The 14,803-nt window shown below is 67.5% G+C and carries 18 protein-coding genes; 9 read left to right on the top strand and 9 right to left on the bottom strand.

The window, feature by feature from the left end:
- Positions 1-17: 17 nt before the first annotated feature.
- From ACQUSQ_RS02000 to ACQUSQ_RS01990, 3 genes are read right to left on the bottom strand one after another with little or no spacing between them, the layout of a single operon-like run.
- The gene (locus tag ACQUSQ_RS02000) at positions 18-662 is read right to left on the bottom strand and encodes a hypothetical protein (RefSeq protein ID WP_435066827.1); all 645 of its coding nucleotides are present in this window, start codon (positions 660-662) and stop codon (positions 18-20) included.
- A complete protein-coding gene (locus ACQUSQ_RS01995; RefSeq protein WP_435066826.1) occupies positions 659-1,183 on the bottom strand; it encodes a hypothetical protein in 525 nt (174 codons plus the stop codon). Before ACQUSQ_RS01995 ends, ACQUSQ_RS02000 begins: the two co-directional genes overlap by 4 nt.
- A gap of 58 nt (positions 1,184-1,241) precedes the next feature.
- The gene (locus tag ACQUSQ_RS01990; protein ID WP_435066825.1) at positions 1,242-2,216 is read right to left on the bottom strand and encodes a transcription initiation factor IIB; all 975 of its coding nucleotides are present in this window, start codon (positions 2,214-2,216) and stop codon (positions 1,242-1,244) included.
- Between the two features lie 317 nt (positions 2,217-2,533).
- Between ACQUSQ_RS01990 and ACQUSQ_RS01985 the strand changes: the two genes are divergently transcribed.
- From ACQUSQ_RS01985 to ACQUSQ_RS01970, 4 genes are read left to right on the top strand one after another with little or no spacing between them, the layout of a single operon-like run.
- Positions 2,534-3,556 (top strand): two-component system sensor histidine kinase NtrB, encoded by a 1,023-nt coding sequence (locus ACQUSQ_RS01985; protein ID WP_435066824.1) that lies wholly within the window; start codon positions 2,534-2,536, stop codon positions 3,554-3,556.
- Positions 3,557-3,616: 60 nt separating this feature from the next.
- Positions 3,617-3,910, top strand: a complete 294-nt coding sequence (locus ACQUSQ_RS01980; protein ID WP_435066823.1) for a DUF5779 family protein — start codon at positions 3,617-3,619, stop codon at positions 3,908-3,910.
- Between the two features lie 38 nt (positions 3,911-3,948).
- Positions 3,949-4,629, top strand: coding sequence for a hypothetical protein (locus ACQUSQ_RS01975; protein ID WP_435066822.1), 681 nt, complete (start codon positions 3,949-3,951; stop codon positions 4,627-4,629).
- Entirely contained in the window at positions 4,626-5,060 is a 435-nt protein-coding gene (locus ACQUSQ_RS01970; RefSeq protein ID WP_435066821.1) for a hypothetical protein, read from the top strand. Before ACQUSQ_RS01975 ends, ACQUSQ_RS01970 begins: the two co-directional genes overlap by 4 nt.
- Positions 5,061-5,068: 8 nt before the next feature.
- Here ACQUSQ_RS01970 and ACQUSQ_RS01965 read toward each other — a convergent pair whose 3' ends face one another.
- Positions 5,069-5,278 (bottom strand): ribbon-helix-helix domain-containing protein, encoded by a 210-nt coding sequence (locus tag ACQUSQ_RS01965; protein ID WP_435066820.1) that lies wholly within the window; start codon positions 5,276-5,278, stop codon positions 5,069-5,071.
- Positions 5,279-5,370: 92 nt separating this feature from the next.
- Between ACQUSQ_RS01965 and ACQUSQ_RS01960 the strand changes: the two genes are divergently transcribed.
- Together ACQUSQ_RS01960 and ACQUSQ_RS01955 are read left to right on the top strand one after the other, a co-directional pair.
- On the top strand, positions 5,371-5,697 hold the full coding sequence (locus ACQUSQ_RS01960) for a hypothetical protein (RefSeq protein WP_435066819.1): 327 nt from the start codon (positions 5,371-5,373) through the stop codon (positions 5,695-5,697).
- 61 nt (positions 5,698-5,758) lie between these two features.
- Positions 5,759-8,047 carry a nitric-oxide reductase large subunit gene (locus ACQUSQ_RS01955; protein WP_435066818.1) on the top strand — a complete coding sequence of 763 codons (2,289 nt, stop codon included), beginning with the start codon at positions 5,759-5,761 and terminating at the stop codon, positions 8,045-8,047.
- 6 nt (positions 8,048-8,053) lie between these two features.
- On the opposite strand, the gene ACQUSQ_RS01950 is transcribed toward ACQUSQ_RS01955, so the two are convergent.
- On the bottom strand, positions 8,054-8,500 hold the full coding sequence (locus tag ACQUSQ_RS01950) for a hypothetical protein (protein ID WP_435066817.1): 447 nt from the start codon (positions 8,498-8,500) through the stop codon (positions 8,054-8,056).
- 110 nt (positions 8,501-8,610) lie between these two features.
- Here ACQUSQ_RS01950 and ACQUSQ_RS01945 point away from each other — a divergent pair, with 110 nt between their 5' ends.
- Positions 8,611-9,864, top strand: a complete 1,254-nt coding sequence (locus ACQUSQ_RS01945; protein WP_435066816.1) for an MFS transporter — start codon at positions 8,611-8,613, stop codon at positions 9,862-9,864.
- Here the strand turns inward: ACQUSQ_RS01945 and menE are convergent.
- From menE to ACQUSQ_RS01930, 3 genes are read right to left on the bottom strand one after another with little or no spacing between them, the layout of a single operon-like run.
- Entirely contained in the window at positions 9,861-11,345 is a 1,485-nt protein-coding gene (menE, locus tag ACQUSQ_RS01940; protein WP_435066815.1) for an o-succinylbenzoate--CoA ligase, read from the bottom strand. The genes ACQUSQ_RS01945 and menE overlap by 4 nt on opposite strands.
- Positions 11,342-11,728, bottom strand: a complete 387-nt coding sequence (gene mce, locus ACQUSQ_RS01935; RefSeq protein ID WP_435066814.1) for a methylmalonyl-CoA epimerase — start codon at positions 11,726-11,728, stop codon at positions 11,342-11,344. The genes menE and mce overlap by 4 nt, the downstream gene beginning before the upstream one ends.
- Before the next feature lie 39 nt (positions 11,729-11,767).
- Positions 11,768-12,067 (bottom strand): hypothetical protein, encoded by a 300-nt coding sequence (locus ACQUSQ_RS01930; RefSeq protein ID WP_435066813.1) that lies wholly within the window; start codon positions 12,065-12,067, stop codon positions 11,768-11,770.
- 94 nt (positions 12,068-12,161) lie between these two features.
- Here ACQUSQ_RS01930 and ACQUSQ_RS01925 point away from each other — a divergent pair, with 94 nt between their 5' ends.
- Complete coding sequence (locus ACQUSQ_RS01925; RefSeq protein ID WP_435066812.1) at positions 12,162-12,596, top strand: universal stress protein; 435 nt, start codon at positions 12,162-12,164, stop codon at positions 12,594-12,596.
- Between the two features lie 4 nt (positions 12,597-12,600).
- On the opposite strand, the gene ACQUSQ_RS01920 is transcribed toward ACQUSQ_RS01925, so the two are convergent.
- The gene (locus tag ACQUSQ_RS01920; protein WP_435066811.1) at positions 12,601-14,277 is read right to left on the bottom strand and encodes an acyl-CoA mutase large subunit family protein; all 1,677 of its coding nucleotides are present in this window, start codon (positions 14,275-14,277) and stop codon (positions 12,601-12,603) included.
- 126 nt (positions 14,278-14,403) lie between these two features.
- On the opposite strand from ACQUSQ_RS01920, the gene ACQUSQ_RS01915 reads away from it, so the two are divergent.
- A complete protein-coding gene (locus tag ACQUSQ_RS01915) occupies positions 14,404-14,730 on the top strand; it encodes an SHOCT domain-containing protein (protein WP_435066810.1) in 327 nt (108 codons plus the stop codon).
- Positions 14,731-14,803: the final 73 nt, after the last annotated feature.

The raw sequence follows: 14,803 nt of genomic DNA, 5'->3' as shown, positions 1-14,803 counted from the left end.
GAAAAACCCTGTGTCTGTCAGCGCTCGTCCGCGCTTCGAACGTCGTTCAGGCGGTCGGCCGCCTCGCCGTCGTCAGTCGATACCGCGGTTCGACCGCCTCGTGAAGGCGCGTCCTCGTCCGTCGGCGCGTCATCGACGGGGACGACGTCCGTCGACCGACAGAGGGGACACGAGACCGAGGGGTCGTCGACGGCCGTCCCGCAGACGGAACACGCGAACTCGGCGTCCTCGCCCGCGCCGCCGGTTGTCATCGAGTCGGCGGCCCCGTCCGTTTCGTCGGCCTCCTGCGCCACCGACTCGGCGTCGGCGCTCGCGGCATCGCCGTCCGCGTCCGCCACCGTCTCGACAGTTCCCGTCGCGTCGGTCCCATCGGCAACCGCCGATTCGGCGTCGGGGATGGACACGTCGGCGTCGACGGCGCCTCCCTCGGACGTGGACACCGCGCTGTCGCCGCCGCTCTCGGCGTCGGGGATGTCGACGGTATCTGTCGACTCGTCGCCCGGCGTCGGCGGATTCGGTCGCTCCATCGTCCCCGGCGTCTCCAGCGGTCGGTCGTCGCGGTGGACGACCCGCGAGGATTCGTCGGTCGCCTCGTCCGTATCCTCCGAGTCGTCGCTCTCGCCGAGAAGCCACGCCCGCAGTCGCCCGAGTAGTCCCGTCATCGGTAGTGTTTGAAGAGGAGGGCCTTCACGTCGTCTTTGGTCCGCACCTGCTCCGTCTCCCCGTCGGGCAACTCGACGGCGTAGCGCTCGTCGCCCGAGGACTCGCCCCACTTGTCGTCGTGGGTGTCGAGGAGGCTCATCATCTCGTCGAGCATGGCGTCGTCGCCGCCGTCGGCGTCCGCACCATCGCCGGCGTCGCCGTCGTTCGCATCATCGTCGGCGTCGCCGTCCTCATTATCGGCATCGACGACGCGCGCCGCCGCCCCGTCGGCCGCCGCGTCCGCCGTCGTCGCGTCGGCTGTCGAGGCCGAAGCGGTGTCGACTGCCTCGCCATCGGCCATCTCGGACTCGCCGCTCGACGTGGTCGGGGTCGACTCGTCGGCCTCGTACCGGTCGAGAAGGTATTCGACGGCGTCGCGGGGGCGAACGTGGCCGTACTTCCCGACCACGTCGCGCGCAATCTCCTCCTGCAGGGCGCGCAGCCGCTCGTGCTGTTCGGAGGTAATCTCGATTTCGGGCATTACCGGAGGTTGCGGCCCGTGAAGTAAGAAGGTAGGCCATCCACGGGGCGGGCGTCGCTTACGCGTCCGCCGCGCCCTTCGCTTCGAGGAGTTCCTTGTAGCGGTTGCGAATCGTCACTTCGCTGATGTTCGCTACTTCGCTCACTTCGCTCTGGGTCACCGTCTCGTTGGTGAGGAGGGCGGCGGCGTAGACGGCGGCGGCGGCGAGGCCGACGGGACTCTTGCCGCTGTGGACGCCCTGATCGCGCGAGGCGCTGAGCAGGTCACGCGCCTGCCGACTCACTTCCTCGGAGAGTTCGAGTTGAGAGGTGAATCGGGGGACGTACTGCTCGGGGTCGGCGGGCTGGATTTCGAGTTTGAGTTCGCGGACGACGTAGCGATACGTCCGGGTGAGTTCCATCTTCTCGACGCGGGAGACGGTGGCGATTTCGTCGAGCGAGCGGGGGGTGCCGGCCTGTCGGGCGGCGGCGTAGAGCGCGGCGGTGGCGACGCCCTCGATGGAGCGACCGGGGAGCAGGTCTTCGGAAAGCGCGCGGCGGTAGATGACGCTGGCCGTCTCGCGGACGTTCTCGGGGAGGCCGAGCGCAGAGGCCATCCGGTCGATTTCGCCGAGCGCCTGCTTCAGGTTGCGCTCTTTCGAGTTTCGGGTTCGGAAGCGCTCGTTCCACGTGCGCAGACGCTGCATCTTCTCGCGCTGACTGGACGAGAGCGTCTTGCCGTAGGCGTCCCGGTTCTGCCAGCCGATGTTCGTCGACAGCCCCTTGTCGTGCATCATCTGGGTCGTCGGGGCGCCGACGCGAGATTTCGAGTCGCGCTCGCTGGAGTCGAAGGCGCGCCACTCGGGACCGTGGTCGATTTCGTCTTCCTCGACGACGAGTCCGCAGTCGGCACACACCGTCTCGCCGTGTTCCTCGTCGGTGATGAGGCTCCCGGAACACTCGGGACAGGCTGGCGTCGTCTCCGTCTCCTCGGTGTCCGTTCGTTCCTGCTCCCGTTCGCCGGCGTCCGTATGGTAGGTCGTGGTGTCGCTCATGGTGACTCTCGAGGCACCCCTCCCGTGAGAGAAGAGCCGAGACGTGCGGCAGGGGCGTCCTTACCATAAGTACGCACACATTATTTATAAACGTTTCGATGGAAGAACGCCGAATTTCGGGTCTTTCACGGTCGAACACGTGTATTTCGCCGTCGGCGGAGATATAGCCGTCGTCATCGAGCCGCATATATGCGTTGCGGTGGGCCGGAGAACAAGACGCACGCGGCGTCGCCGTAATTTCGAAAGGCTTCGAAGTCAAAGGTTCGGGCGTCAACGCGTGAACAAGCATTAACTGTAAACCAGCCCTAGCCGCCGAAATGGCCTCTCGCCCGCCTCTTTTCGACGCTGACGACTTCTATCGGACGCTCGTCGAAAACGCCTCCGAGGGAATGTTAACAATCGACGAACAGAGCAACATCGTGTATGCGAACCCCGCAATCGAGGACATTCTCGGCTACACCCCCGACGAACTAATCGGCAGTTCGAAGATGAAAATCATACCGGAGCGGCTCCGAGCAGTTCACGCCGCGGCCCTCGATTCGTACGTCGAGACGGGCGAGCGAAACATCGACTGGGACGGGATAGAACTCCCGGCGCTTCACAAGGACGGACACGAAGTCCCGACCCTCATCAGCCTACGCGAACACGAACACGGCGGCGAGCGGTACTTCACCGGCATCATACGGGACATCACCGAGCGCCGGCGACAGGAGACGCAGTTACGAGACCAGAAAGACCGGCTGAACGACTTTGCCGATATTCTAACTCACGATATTCGAAACCCACTCTCCGTCGCACAGGGATACACCGAAATCGCGCAGGAGACACACGACAGCCCGGAACTGGAGCGTGTCGCGGAGTCGCTGGCGCGGATAGATACGCTGGTCGACGACATCCTCGAACTCTCCAAAGAGGGGCAGTCCATCGGCGACACCGAGGTACTCGCTATCGAAGAGAGCGTCCGCGAAGCGTGGAACAGCGTCGAGACACAGCACGCCCAGTTACGGGTCGAAGACGAACTGGGGTCGGTGCGCGCCGACAAAAGCCGGTTCCAAGAACTACTGGAGAACCTGTTTCGCAACGCAATCGAGCACGGTGGCGACGCCGTCACCGTTCGCGTCGGATGCCTCTCGGGCGACTCGGGACTCTACATCGCGGACACCGGCCCCGGAATCCCGGATGCCGTTCGCTCGGAGGTGTTCGAACACGGCTACTCGACGACTCGGGAGGGAACCGGTTACGGGCTCTCTATCGTCCATCAAATCGTGACGGGTCACGGATGGGATATCGATATCACGGAGAGTGCCGAGGGCGGGACCTGCTTCGAGATTACGTGGTGAGCGGTGGCAGTCTCGCCGCCCGCCCCGAACGCTTTTCTTCCGGCCGAGCCACCTGCTGGCATGAGCGAGTTCGACCTCGACCTCCGGAACGCGGAGGCGCAACTGGACGACGTCGAGGACGGCGACGCGGAGGTGGTGCTCGGCATCCTCGACGGCAGCACCGACCCCGACGAGTGGGTCCGCGCCATCGGCGCGGGCAAGATACTCGTGTTGAACGTCGAGGGTGACCTGAATCGGCTGGCGGCCGGCTTCGCCCGCGAGATTCGCGACGCCGGCGGGACGCTCATGCGCTTCCGTGGCTTCCTCGTCGTCACCCCGCCCGGCGTCGGCATCGACACCGACCGCCTCGCGTAGCATCGAGGGTTTATGCGCGCGCCGACCCATATGCACGTATGGCTCTGAAGGGCGGCCGCGCGAACCTTCGCGAAATCGACCGTTGGGACGGCGGCGTCGGCTGGATTGCCTATCCGGACGAGCGGATGCAACGGGCGAGTCACGCCCTCGCGACCGACGACGGCGTGTGGGTCGTCGACCCGGTGGACGCCCCCGGCGTCGACGACTTGCTCGACGACTTGGGCGAGGTGGCGGGCGTCGTGCTCTGTCTCGACCGACACAAGCGCGACGCCGCGGCGCTCGCAACCCGTCACGACGTCCCCGTCTCCCTCCCGCGGTGGATGGGCGGCGTCGCTCCCGAACTCGACGCACCGGTCGAGCGTGTGGGGACCGAACTCGGGAACTCGGGCTACGAGATTCTCCGCGTCCGCGACGGGTCGCTCCCCCCGTGGCAGGAAGCCGCGCTCTACGGCCCGGACGACACGCTCCTCGTCGCCGAGGCGGTCGGTACGGCCTCCTTCTTCCGCGCGGGCGACGAGCGACTCGGCGTCCACCCCATGCTCCGCCCCGTGCCACCCCGAGACGAACTCGGCGACCTGACGCCGGACCGGATTCTCGTCGGCCACGGCGAAGGAATCTTCGAGGACGCGACGCCCGCGCTCCGGGACGCACTCGACGGCGCGCGCCGACGGCTGCCAGCCGCGTACGCGAAAATGGTCCGCGAGATGGTGTTCGGGTGAGCGACGACGACGAGGGCGGCCCCGTCTACGCCACCCGTGGACTGAGAGACCTGCTTCTCGAACGCGCCGCCGACGCCGAACCCTCGCAGGTGAACGTCGTCCTCGACGCGACGCCCGTCGCCGACTTCGAGACGGACCTCGAACTCGACCCCGCGACGCCCGTGTTGAGTCACGTCTACTTCCCCGCGGCGGGGCGCGCGGTCAGCGACGTCTTCGGCGTCGACCTCGGTACGCCCGCGGGGAACGGCCGGGCGCGCTTCCTCAGTCACCCGCAGGGACCGGCGGGACTGACTCGCCGCGACGACCTCGCCGGCGTCGTGTTGCTCGCCGTCCCGCCGTGGGAGGAGGTGCTGGCGTTCGACCGGCGCGGGCGAGAACTCTCGCTGACCGTCGTCGACGCCGAGCCACCGGTCGAGTCGCTCCCCGAGTAGGTGAGCGCTCAGTCGAGGTAGCCGAGGTCGGCCAACTGCTCGGTAATCTCCTCGAACTCCGATTCCGTCAACTCGCCGCGGCGCTGGTGCTGGATGACGATGCTCCGTAGCAAGAAGCGAACGAGGTCGCTCGTGCTGGAAAAACTGGTGCCTTCGATGGTCTCCTCGACGCGGTCGCCGAGCTCTTTCGGGATAGAAACCGTCGTGTACTCGGTCATACTGGTCACGAGGCGCGCCGGCGGGATATACCCTCCGCGACGGCGCAGTCGCGTGGCGGTCGTTTTTTGTGGTTCGATGACAACGCCCGGTAATGGCAGCTAGGCCGCCACAGCAGAACTCGTCGTCGCCGGACTCGGTCGAATTCGGTATCGCCGCGCTGGTCGGCCACCTCGACCGGGCAGATATCGAATACCCGGCCACCAGCGACGAAATCGTCCGCGAACTGGGCGACCCGGCGATTCCCTACAACGGCGCCGGCAACACCGTCGCGCTGTCGGAGGCTCTGGAGCAACTCCCGAAGCGAACCTTCGACTCCAAATCCGACCTGCTCGATACGCTTCACCCGGTCTTCGAGGAGTACCGCGCGTCGGCCAGCGGCGGCATCCTCGGCCGCCTCCGCGGCATCCTCCCCTTCTAGCGCAGGCTCCCCGAACATGTTCGGCTGAAGGCCCAACGGGGTGGCGTCTCGACCACCATCTATGAAGGTCCGCAGGCAAACTCTGGCGAAGCTGTTGCTCGTCGTCTTCGTCGGCAACCTCGTGGTGATGGGTGCCGGTGCTTGGTACTCCTATCAGCAGGCGCCGCCGATTCCACAGGAGTTCGTCGGCCCCGACGGCGAGACGGTCGTGACGGGCGAACAGATACGCGAGGGCAAGACGGTGTTCCAGTCGGACGCCCTGATGAATCACGGCTCGATTCTCGGTAACGGGGCGTACTTCGGCAGCGACTACACCGCCGACGCGCTGGACCGCAAAACCCGATACATGCAGTCGTACTACGCCCAAGAGCGGTACGGAAGCGAGTACGACGCGCTCGACGGCCCCGAACAGGCCGCCGTCGACCGACTCGTCGAGGACGACCTCGCGTCGACGGATACGACCGAACCGGTCGAATACTCCGCGGCCGAAGTGTACGCTCACGAGCAGGTCCGCGAGGACTACGTCCAACTGTATCACGAAGGCAGTCGCGAACACGGCCTGCCGGCAGACACCATCGACTCCGCCGACGAGGCCCGGCTGTTCGCGGACTTCGCGCTCTGGACCGCGTGGATTTCCCACACCGAGCGCCCGGACACCGACCACACCTACACCAACGACTGGCCGTACGCCCCCCTCGCCGGTAACGAACCCACCGCGGGGACGATGACGTGGAGCGTCGTCGCCATGGTGTTGCTCGTCGCCGGCGCGGGCATCGGCGTCTGGCTCTACCGCTCGGTCGAACTGCCCGAACCCGAGACGGACGGCGTTTCGGTGCCCCATCCCGACGATATCGACCTCCTGCCCAGTCAGCGCGCGGCGACGCGGTTTATCCCCGTCGCGGCTGGACTCTTCCTCGCACAAGTGTTGCTCGGGGGACTGCTCGCCCACTACTACGTCGAGCGCGACGGCTTCTTCGGTATCGCGGAACTGCTCGGCGTCGACGTGCTGAGCCTCCTCCCCTTCGCGCTCGCCAAGACCTACCACCTCGACCTCGGCATCCTCTGGATTGCGACGCTCTGGCTCGGCGCCGGCCTGTTCCTCCCGCCGCTCCTGACGGGGACCGAACCCGCGAACCAGAAGCGGTACATCCACGCGCTCATCGGCGCCTTGCTCGTCGTCGTCGTGGGTGGGTTCGCGGGCATCTGGCTCGGCGCCAACGGCTACATCGACGGCCCGCTCTGGTGGCTCCTCGGCAACGAGGGGCTGGAGTACCTAGAGGTCGGCCGCGTCTGGCAACTCGGCCTCCTCGCCGGCTTCGTCGGGTGGGCGGCGCTGGTCGCCCGCGGCTTCAAGCCGCTACTCGACCGCGAACAGCCCTACGGCCTCGCCCACATGATACTCTACGCCGGCGGCTCCATCGCCCTCCTCTTTACCGCTGGGCTGTTCTACACCCCCCAGACCAACATCGTCGTCACCGAGTTCTGGCGCTGGTGGGTGGTGCACATGTGGGTCGAAGGCGCCTTCGAGTTCTTCATCGTCGCCATCGTCGGCATCACGCTGGTGTCGATGAACCTGCTCAAGCGCCGCTCCGCCGAGAAGGCGGTCATGTTCCAAGCGCTGTTCGTGATGGGGTCGGGCGTCATCGGCGTCTCGCACCACTACTGGTGGATTGGCCAGCCCGACGTGTGGCTTCCGTTCGGGTCCGTGTTCTCCACCCTCGAACTCATCCCGCTCGTGCTCATCCTCTTCGAGGCGCTCAACGAGTACCGCGCGCTCGCCACCGCCGGCGAGTCGTTCCCCTACACGTTGCCCTTCGCGTTCATCATCGCGTCCGGCTTCTGGAACTTCGTCGGCGCGGGCGTGCTCGGCTTCTTCATCAACCTCCCCATCATCAACTACTACGAGCACGGAACCTATCTGACCGTCGGCCACGCCCACGCGGCCATGTTCGGCGCCTTCGGCTTCCTCGCGCTGGGGATGGTCGCCTACATGCTCCGCATCGCCGTCGACCCCGGCCAGTGGAACCCCCGGCGCCTGAAGTGGTCGTTCTGGCTCTGGAACGTCGGCCTCGCGGTGATGGTGTTCGGCTCCGTCCTGCCGGTGGGCTTCCTGCAACTCGAGACGGCCTTCACCGTCAGCTACGACGCCGCCCGCAGTCTGGCCTTCTACAACCGCGACCTGATTCAGTTCCTGTTCTGGGCGCGGCTGCCCGGGGACACCATGCTCATCCTCGGCACCGCCGTCTTCGCCTACGATACGGTGAAACAGCGGTTCGCACTCCGTGACACCACGGAGTCGGGGACCGGGTCGAGCATCATCGCCAGTCGCATCCTCGCCGAGGACGACTGAGCGGCGTCACCCCTCCGGGGTCGCCGTCTCGCACGCTTCGGGGTCGGTCGTGTACCAGACCAAGAGGTCGGTCGGGGTCGCCTCCTCGTCGACTTCGAGTTGCAACCCGAGACAGTCGGCGTCGTGAGCGGTGAAATCGAACCGCGCCGCCGTCGACAGCGACCCTCCCTCGAGTCGTGCGAGCAGTCGCGTCGGCTCGATACCCTCGGGATACCCGTCGAACGTCGCCGTTCCGAGTTCGTCGTCCGTCGCGGCTGGCACGCGCTTCGAGGCCCAGTAAACCAGCGACTCGCCCTCGAAGAGGAGGACGTGGACCGTGTATGATTGCGTATCGGGGTTCACGACGTCGAGCGCGCCCAGTTGAGACGGAGTGTCGGGCATGCCACAACCGGCGAGACTACCCGCGAGGGCGACACCCGCTCCGCGGAGGAGGGCACGACGAGAGAGGACCATCGGCTCGGACGTGAGCGATAGCGGACAAAAGCGTGACGGCGCCACGCCCCACTCTCCCACGCCGCGTCGGAACCGAATCGCTCACGTAGGGGCGATGCCGACCTCACGGCGTGTTCGGTTCGACGCTCGACGCCGTGCGAGGGTTCCGTCGCCCCGTCTACGCCGTCGCCGGCGGTCGACTCATCAACGTCTTCGGCTCCGGCCTCGTCTACCCCTTCGCGAGCATCCACTTCCATCTCGAAGTGGGCATCGCCCTCTCCATCGTCGGCATCGGCCTCCTCGCGAACAACGTCGCGACGGCGACGGGCACCGCCGTCGGCGGCTATCTGGCCGACCGCTACGGCCGCCGGCCGGTGATGGTCGGGAGCATGGCGCTCTCGGCGCTGACGCTCGCGGCGTACGCCCTCGTCACGACCGGCGCGGGGTTCGTCGCCGTCGCCACCGCCGCCGGGTTGACGATGGGCCTGTACGCCCCCGCGAGTCAGGCGATGATAGCCGACCTGACCGACCCCGCGGAGCGCGAACGCGGCTACGGCCTCCTGAAAGTCGCGAGCAACGTCGGCTTCGGCTCCGGCTTCGTCGTCGGCGGTGTTCTCTACGAGTTCGCGAGCGTCGCCGTCTTCGTCGCCGACGGCCTCACCTCCGCCGTCGTCGCCGTCGTCCTCTTCGCGGTCCTTCCCCGCGTTCACGACGGGCGGGCCGCCGCCAGCCTCTCCGAGAGCGTCGGCGACTGGGGGCGCGCCATCTCGCGCCGCCGACTCGTCGCGCTTGCCCTCCTCAACGTCGGCTTCGCCGTCATGTACGCACAGATGCAGGCGACGGTACCCGTCGTCGCCAGCGAGACGCTCGGCCTCGACTCCGCCCAAATCGGCACGCTGTTCGTCCTCAATCCGCTCGTTCTCGTCGTCTTCCAGATGCCCGTCCTCGGGGCCATCGACGACTGGCGACGGACCCGCGGCCTCCTCGCCTCGACGGCGTTCTGGGGGGTGAGCTTCCTCGCTGTCGCCGCAATCGACGTCATCGCCGGCGGAGTAGCAGTCCTCGGCGTCGACGCCACCCTCCTCGGCGTCGGCCTCGTCGGCGCCTTCCTCGTCCTGCGGACCGTCGGCGAAATCTTCCACTCGCCGCTCGTCACGTCGCTCGCGAGTGACCTCGGTCACGCCGACGGGCGCGGCTCCCGACTCTCGCTCATCGAAATCGCCAAGCGCCTCGGTATGGGTCTCGGCGCGGCCCTCGGCGGCGCCTTCTTCGATTTCGGCTTCGCGGCCCTGCTCTGGCCGGCACTCGTCGTCGGCTGTGCCGGGCTGGCGGTCGGCCTGTTCGCGCTCGAACGCCGCGTGACGCCGGCGGAGAACGGCGTCTAGAACCGCTCGCGAACCGCGTCGCGGTCGACCGTTCCCGAATCCGTCCGCGGAATCGAGTCGGCAAAGCGAATCGCTTTGGGCACCTCGTAGTCCGCGAGATTGGCTCGACAGTGGTCGACGAGCGCCGACTCCGAGAGCGACGTATCGTCCGGAACGACGAGCGCAACCACGCGCTCACCCCACTCCTCGTCGGGCACCCCGACGACGGCCGCGTCGGCGACGTCGGGATGGTCGCGGAGCGCATCGGCCACCGTCGCGGGCGCGACGTTCTCTCCGCCGGTGACGATGCGGTCGTCGGTCCGCCCGAGTATCCACAGTCGGCCGTCTGCGTCGCGATAGCCTATGTCGCCGGTGTGGAGGCCGTCGTCGCCGAACGCCTCGGCCGTCGCCGCGTCGTCGAGATACCCCGGCGACACCGTCGCCCCCGAAACGACGAGTTCGCCCACCTCGCCCGGCGCTCGCTCGGTGCCGTCGTCGGCGCGGACGGAGACGTCGGTCCAGAACAGGGGTCGCCCGACCGTCCCCGGGTTGGCCGCCGCCTCGTCCGGCGTCGCCGTCGCAATCTGTGACGCCGTCTCGGTCATGCCGTAGGTGGGGAAGACGGGCACCGACCGCTCCTGACATCGGTCGAGCAACTCCTCGGTCGCGGGCGCACCACCGAGCAGGACCGTCCGCAGCGAGGACGCGAGGTCCCCGTCCGTCACGTCGAGGAGGCGCCGGAGCGTCGTCGGCACGAGCGAGGTGGCGGTCACGTCGTAGCGCTCGAAATCCGCGGCGACCGCTTCGGCGTCGAACTCGGAGCGACAGACGACGGTCATGCCGTACAGCGGTCCGCGGAGGACGGGCGTGAGGCCGCCGACGTGATGGAGCGGCAGGGCGACGTGCCACGTCTCCGCGGGGTCGAGACCCAAGCGGAAGGTGGAGGCGACGGCGCTCGCGAGGACGTTCCCGAGCGTCAGTCGAACCCCCTTCGGCGTCCCGGTGGTGCCCGAGGTGAAGGGGACGAGCAACGTCGCGTCGAGCGGCCAGTCGTGCGGGACGACGGCATCGGGCGAGCGCGAAGCGAGCGCCGTCGCCGCCGTGGTTTCGGCGTCGACGGAGACGACGGGCACGTCCGCGGCCGCCGCCTCGGACGCCGCGACGGCGTCCGATTCGGTCGTTGCGCCACAGACGAGCGTCGTCACGTCGGCCCGGTCCAGCCGCGTCGCGAGTTCGTCGGTCGACAGGCGGACGCCGAGCGGGACGAGCACCGCGCCCAGCCTGACGGCGGCGTGAATCGTCTGGACCGCGGCGGGTCGAGTGGGGAGCAAGACGCCGAGTCGGTCGCCGGGGCGGACGCCGAGGGCCGCGAGGCGACCGGCGACGCCTTCGACCGCCGAATCGAGGTCTGCCACCGACCACCGCTCGTCGGCGTCGGCGTCGACGAGCGCCGTCGCGTCGGGCGTCGCCGCCGCTCGGTGGGTGAGTGGGTCCCGCATCATCGCTCTACGAACTCGATGAGGACGCCGCCGGTCGACTCGGGGTGGAGGAAGGCGACGTCGTGGCCCCACGCGCCCGGTCGCGGCCGTTCGTCGACGAGTTCGACACCCATCTCGCGGGCCGTTTCGAGCGCCGCGCCCACGTCCGGCGTCGCCAGCGCGACGTGGTGGATGCCCGGCCCCTCGCGGTCGAGATACCGGGGTATCGCCCCCTCGTCGTCGAGCGGTTCGAGCAGTTCGAGATAGCCCTCGCCGACGTCGAGAAAGGTCACGTCGAGGCCGTCGACCGTCTCCCGGTGTGCGACCGGGGCGTCCAACAGCGTGCCGAACAGGTCGGCGAGGGTCGCGGCATCGCGCGTCGCGATGCCGACGTGGTCGAATCGCATACCCCCAGTTCCGGGGGCCGGCGAGTTATAGGTGTCCGACTACGACTCGTCGTCTTCGTCCTCGCTCCGTTCGAGCGGCGAGTCTTCGAGGGAGACGTAATCGATTTTCCGCGCCCGGTCGGCGATGTCGTCGAGATAGTCGAGCGCGACGAAGTTGATTCCGCGTTCGGTGTAGGCCCGGAAGCGCCCGTCGACGAAGCCGACGTACTCCGTCTCCTCGTCCAGCGGTTCGATTTCGAGGACCCAGTCGGGACCGTGCTCGTTCAGCCAGTTGGCGAGCGTGTTAGCCGTGATGGTGTCCCGGTCGAGTTCGTCACCCGAGGGTTCGGTCTTGCTCATCACCCGGTGAATGGACGGGGGTAACTAAACGTTGTTCCCCTCGTCGTCGTCCACCCAGCCACCTTCAAGGGCGCCGCCCCCGTCGGGACGAGATATGTACGAGACGATACTCGTGCCGACCGACGGCAGTCGAGGGGCAGACGCCGCGGCGGCACACGCCGTCGACCTCGCGACGACCCACGGCGCGACGGTCCACGCGCTCTACGTGGTCGACGTGCGGATGAGCCCCATCGACAGCAGCATGGCCCACGACGAGGTGGCCGAACTGGTCGAGGAGTCCGATGAGGACCCAACTGCGTCGGTGCTCGACCGGGCCGAGGCAGCGGGCGTCCCGGCCGTCGAGGCCATCCGACTCGGCGTCCCTCACGACTGCATCGAGGCGTACGCCGACGAGATGGGCGCCGACCTCGTCGTGATGGGGACCCACGGGCGGACGGGCGTCGAACACGCCCTCCTCGGAAGCGTCACGGAGCGGGTCGTTCGGACCCTCGACGTGCCCGTGCTGACCGTCCACCCCGCGAGCGAGTGAGCGGTCAGCGACCGGGGCGATACTCCCCGAACTCGTCGCGGAGGACGTTGGATATCTCGCCGACCGTGGCGTAGGCCTTGACCGCGTCGACGATGGGCGGAAGCAGGTTGTCGTCGCTACGGGCCGTCTCGCGAAGCGCCTCCAAGGCAGCCGTGACCGCCTCGTCGTCGCGCTCCTCCCGGACCGTCTCCAGTCGCTCGACCTGTCGTCGTTCGTCCTCCTCAGTCACTTCCTCCAAGTCAATTTCGGGGTCTTCGTCCACCTGATACTCGTTGACGCCGACGATGATTCGCTCGCCCGCCTCTATCTCTTGCTGGCGGTCGAAGGCGACGTCCTGAATCTGTCCCTGCACCCACTGGGACTTCACGGCGTCGAGCATCCCGCCGCGCTGGTCGATTTCGTCCAGCAGGTCGAAGGCTTCCTGCTCCAACTCGTCGGTCAGCGACTCGACGTAGTAACTCCCGGCCAGCGGGTCGATGGTGTCTGCGGCGCCCGACTCGTGGGCGAGAATCTGTTGGGTGCGGAGCGCGGTGCGGACGCTCTGTTCGGTCGGTAGCGCCAGCGCCTCGTCTTTCCCGTTGGTGTGGAGGCTCTGGGTCCCGCCGAGGACCGCCGCGAGCGCCTGATACGCCACCCGGACGACGTTGTTGTCTATCTGCTGGGCGGTCAGTGTCGACCCGCCGGTCTGGGCGTGGAACTTGAGTTGTTTGGAATTGGGGTTCTCGGCGCCGAAGCGCTCCTCCATAATCTGGGCCCACATCCGGCGGGCCGCGCGGAACTTCGCCACCTCCTCGAAGATGTTGTTGTGGGCGTTGAAGAAAAAGGAGAGTTGGGGGGCGAAGTCGTCGACAGCGAGGCCGGCGTCGAGGGCGGCGTTGACGTACTCGATGCCGTTGCCGAGGGTGAAGGCAATCTCTTGGGCCGCCGTCGACCCCGCCTCGCGGATGTGATAGCCCGAGATGGAGATGGTGTTGAACTTCGGCGTCTCGGCGGCACAGAATTCGAAGATGTCGGTGATGAGCCGCATCGACGGCTCGGGCGGGTAGATGTAGAGGTTGCGGGCGATGTACTCCTTCATGATGTCGTTCTGGATGGTCCCCCGGAGTTCGGAGCGGGGGACGCCCTGCTGGTCGCCGATGGCGACGTACATCGCCAGCAAGACGGCGGCGGGCGCGTTGATGGTCATGCTCGTCGACACCTCGTCGAGCGGGATGCCGTCGAACACCGTCTCCATGTCTCGGAGGGAGTCGATAGCGACGCCCGACTTCCCGACTTCGCCCGCCGCCATCGCCGCGTCGGAGTCGTAGCCCATCTGCGTCGGGAGGTCGAAGGCCATCGACAGGCCGGTCTGGCCCTCGTCGAGCAGGTAGTTGAAGCGCTCGTTGGTCTCGGCGGCGGTGCCCATGCCCGCGTACTGGCGCATCGTCCACAGCCGCCCCCGGTGCATCGTCGAGTAGACGCCGCGCGTGTACGGTTCCTCGCCGGGGAAGCCGATGTCGCGCTCGTAATCTAAGTCGGCCACGTCGGCGGGCGTGTACAGCGGGGCCACCTCCTGACCGCCGGTGTCGGTGGTGAACGTCTCCTTTCGCTCCCCGAACCGATTCACGGTCGGCCCGTACGTCTCGGCCTCCCACTCGGCCTTGGCCTCGCGAATCGTCTCGAGGTCGTCGGGGTCGAACATGGCCGTGGCGACGGCGGCCGCCAACTTAAGTGTTCGAAGCGCCCGCCGCCGCCCGATTCCCAGCGTTCGAAAATCGGCGCAAGGGGAAGGACGACGGGCGCTTTATCTTCAACTGAGGTGAGACGGATGCAAGCACTCGTCACCGACCTGTCCGTCGCACAGTGGGGGCCACACGGCCCCGGACACGGGCCACACTGGGGCGGGGGCGCCCACCACTGGGGTGCCGGTATGGGCCACGGTACCGCCGTCGGCATGGGTGGCTGGTGGTTCGCGCTACTGCTTGTCCTACTCGTCCTCGGTGTCGTCGCCGCGGCGCTGTATCTGGCGACCCGTGAGGGCGGAGGCGGCGAGGACGGCGCGCTCACGGTTCTCCGCGAGCGATACGCCGCCGGCGACGTGGACGAGGAGGAGTTCGAGCGTCGCCGCGAGCGGTTGACCGGCGGGACGGGCTAGCCGCCGTCGCAGGTTCTCTCGTTTGATAATATCGGCCTGCTCTCTTTATACCATCGTCGTAACTGGGGGGTAT

Source organism: Haloplanus sp. C73 (genome assembly GCF_051195115.1).
Classification (GTDB): Archaea; Halobacteriota; Halobacteria; order Halobacteriales; family Haloferacaceae; genus Haloplanus.
This window is presented reverse-complemented; position numbering and strand designations above follow the sequence as displayed.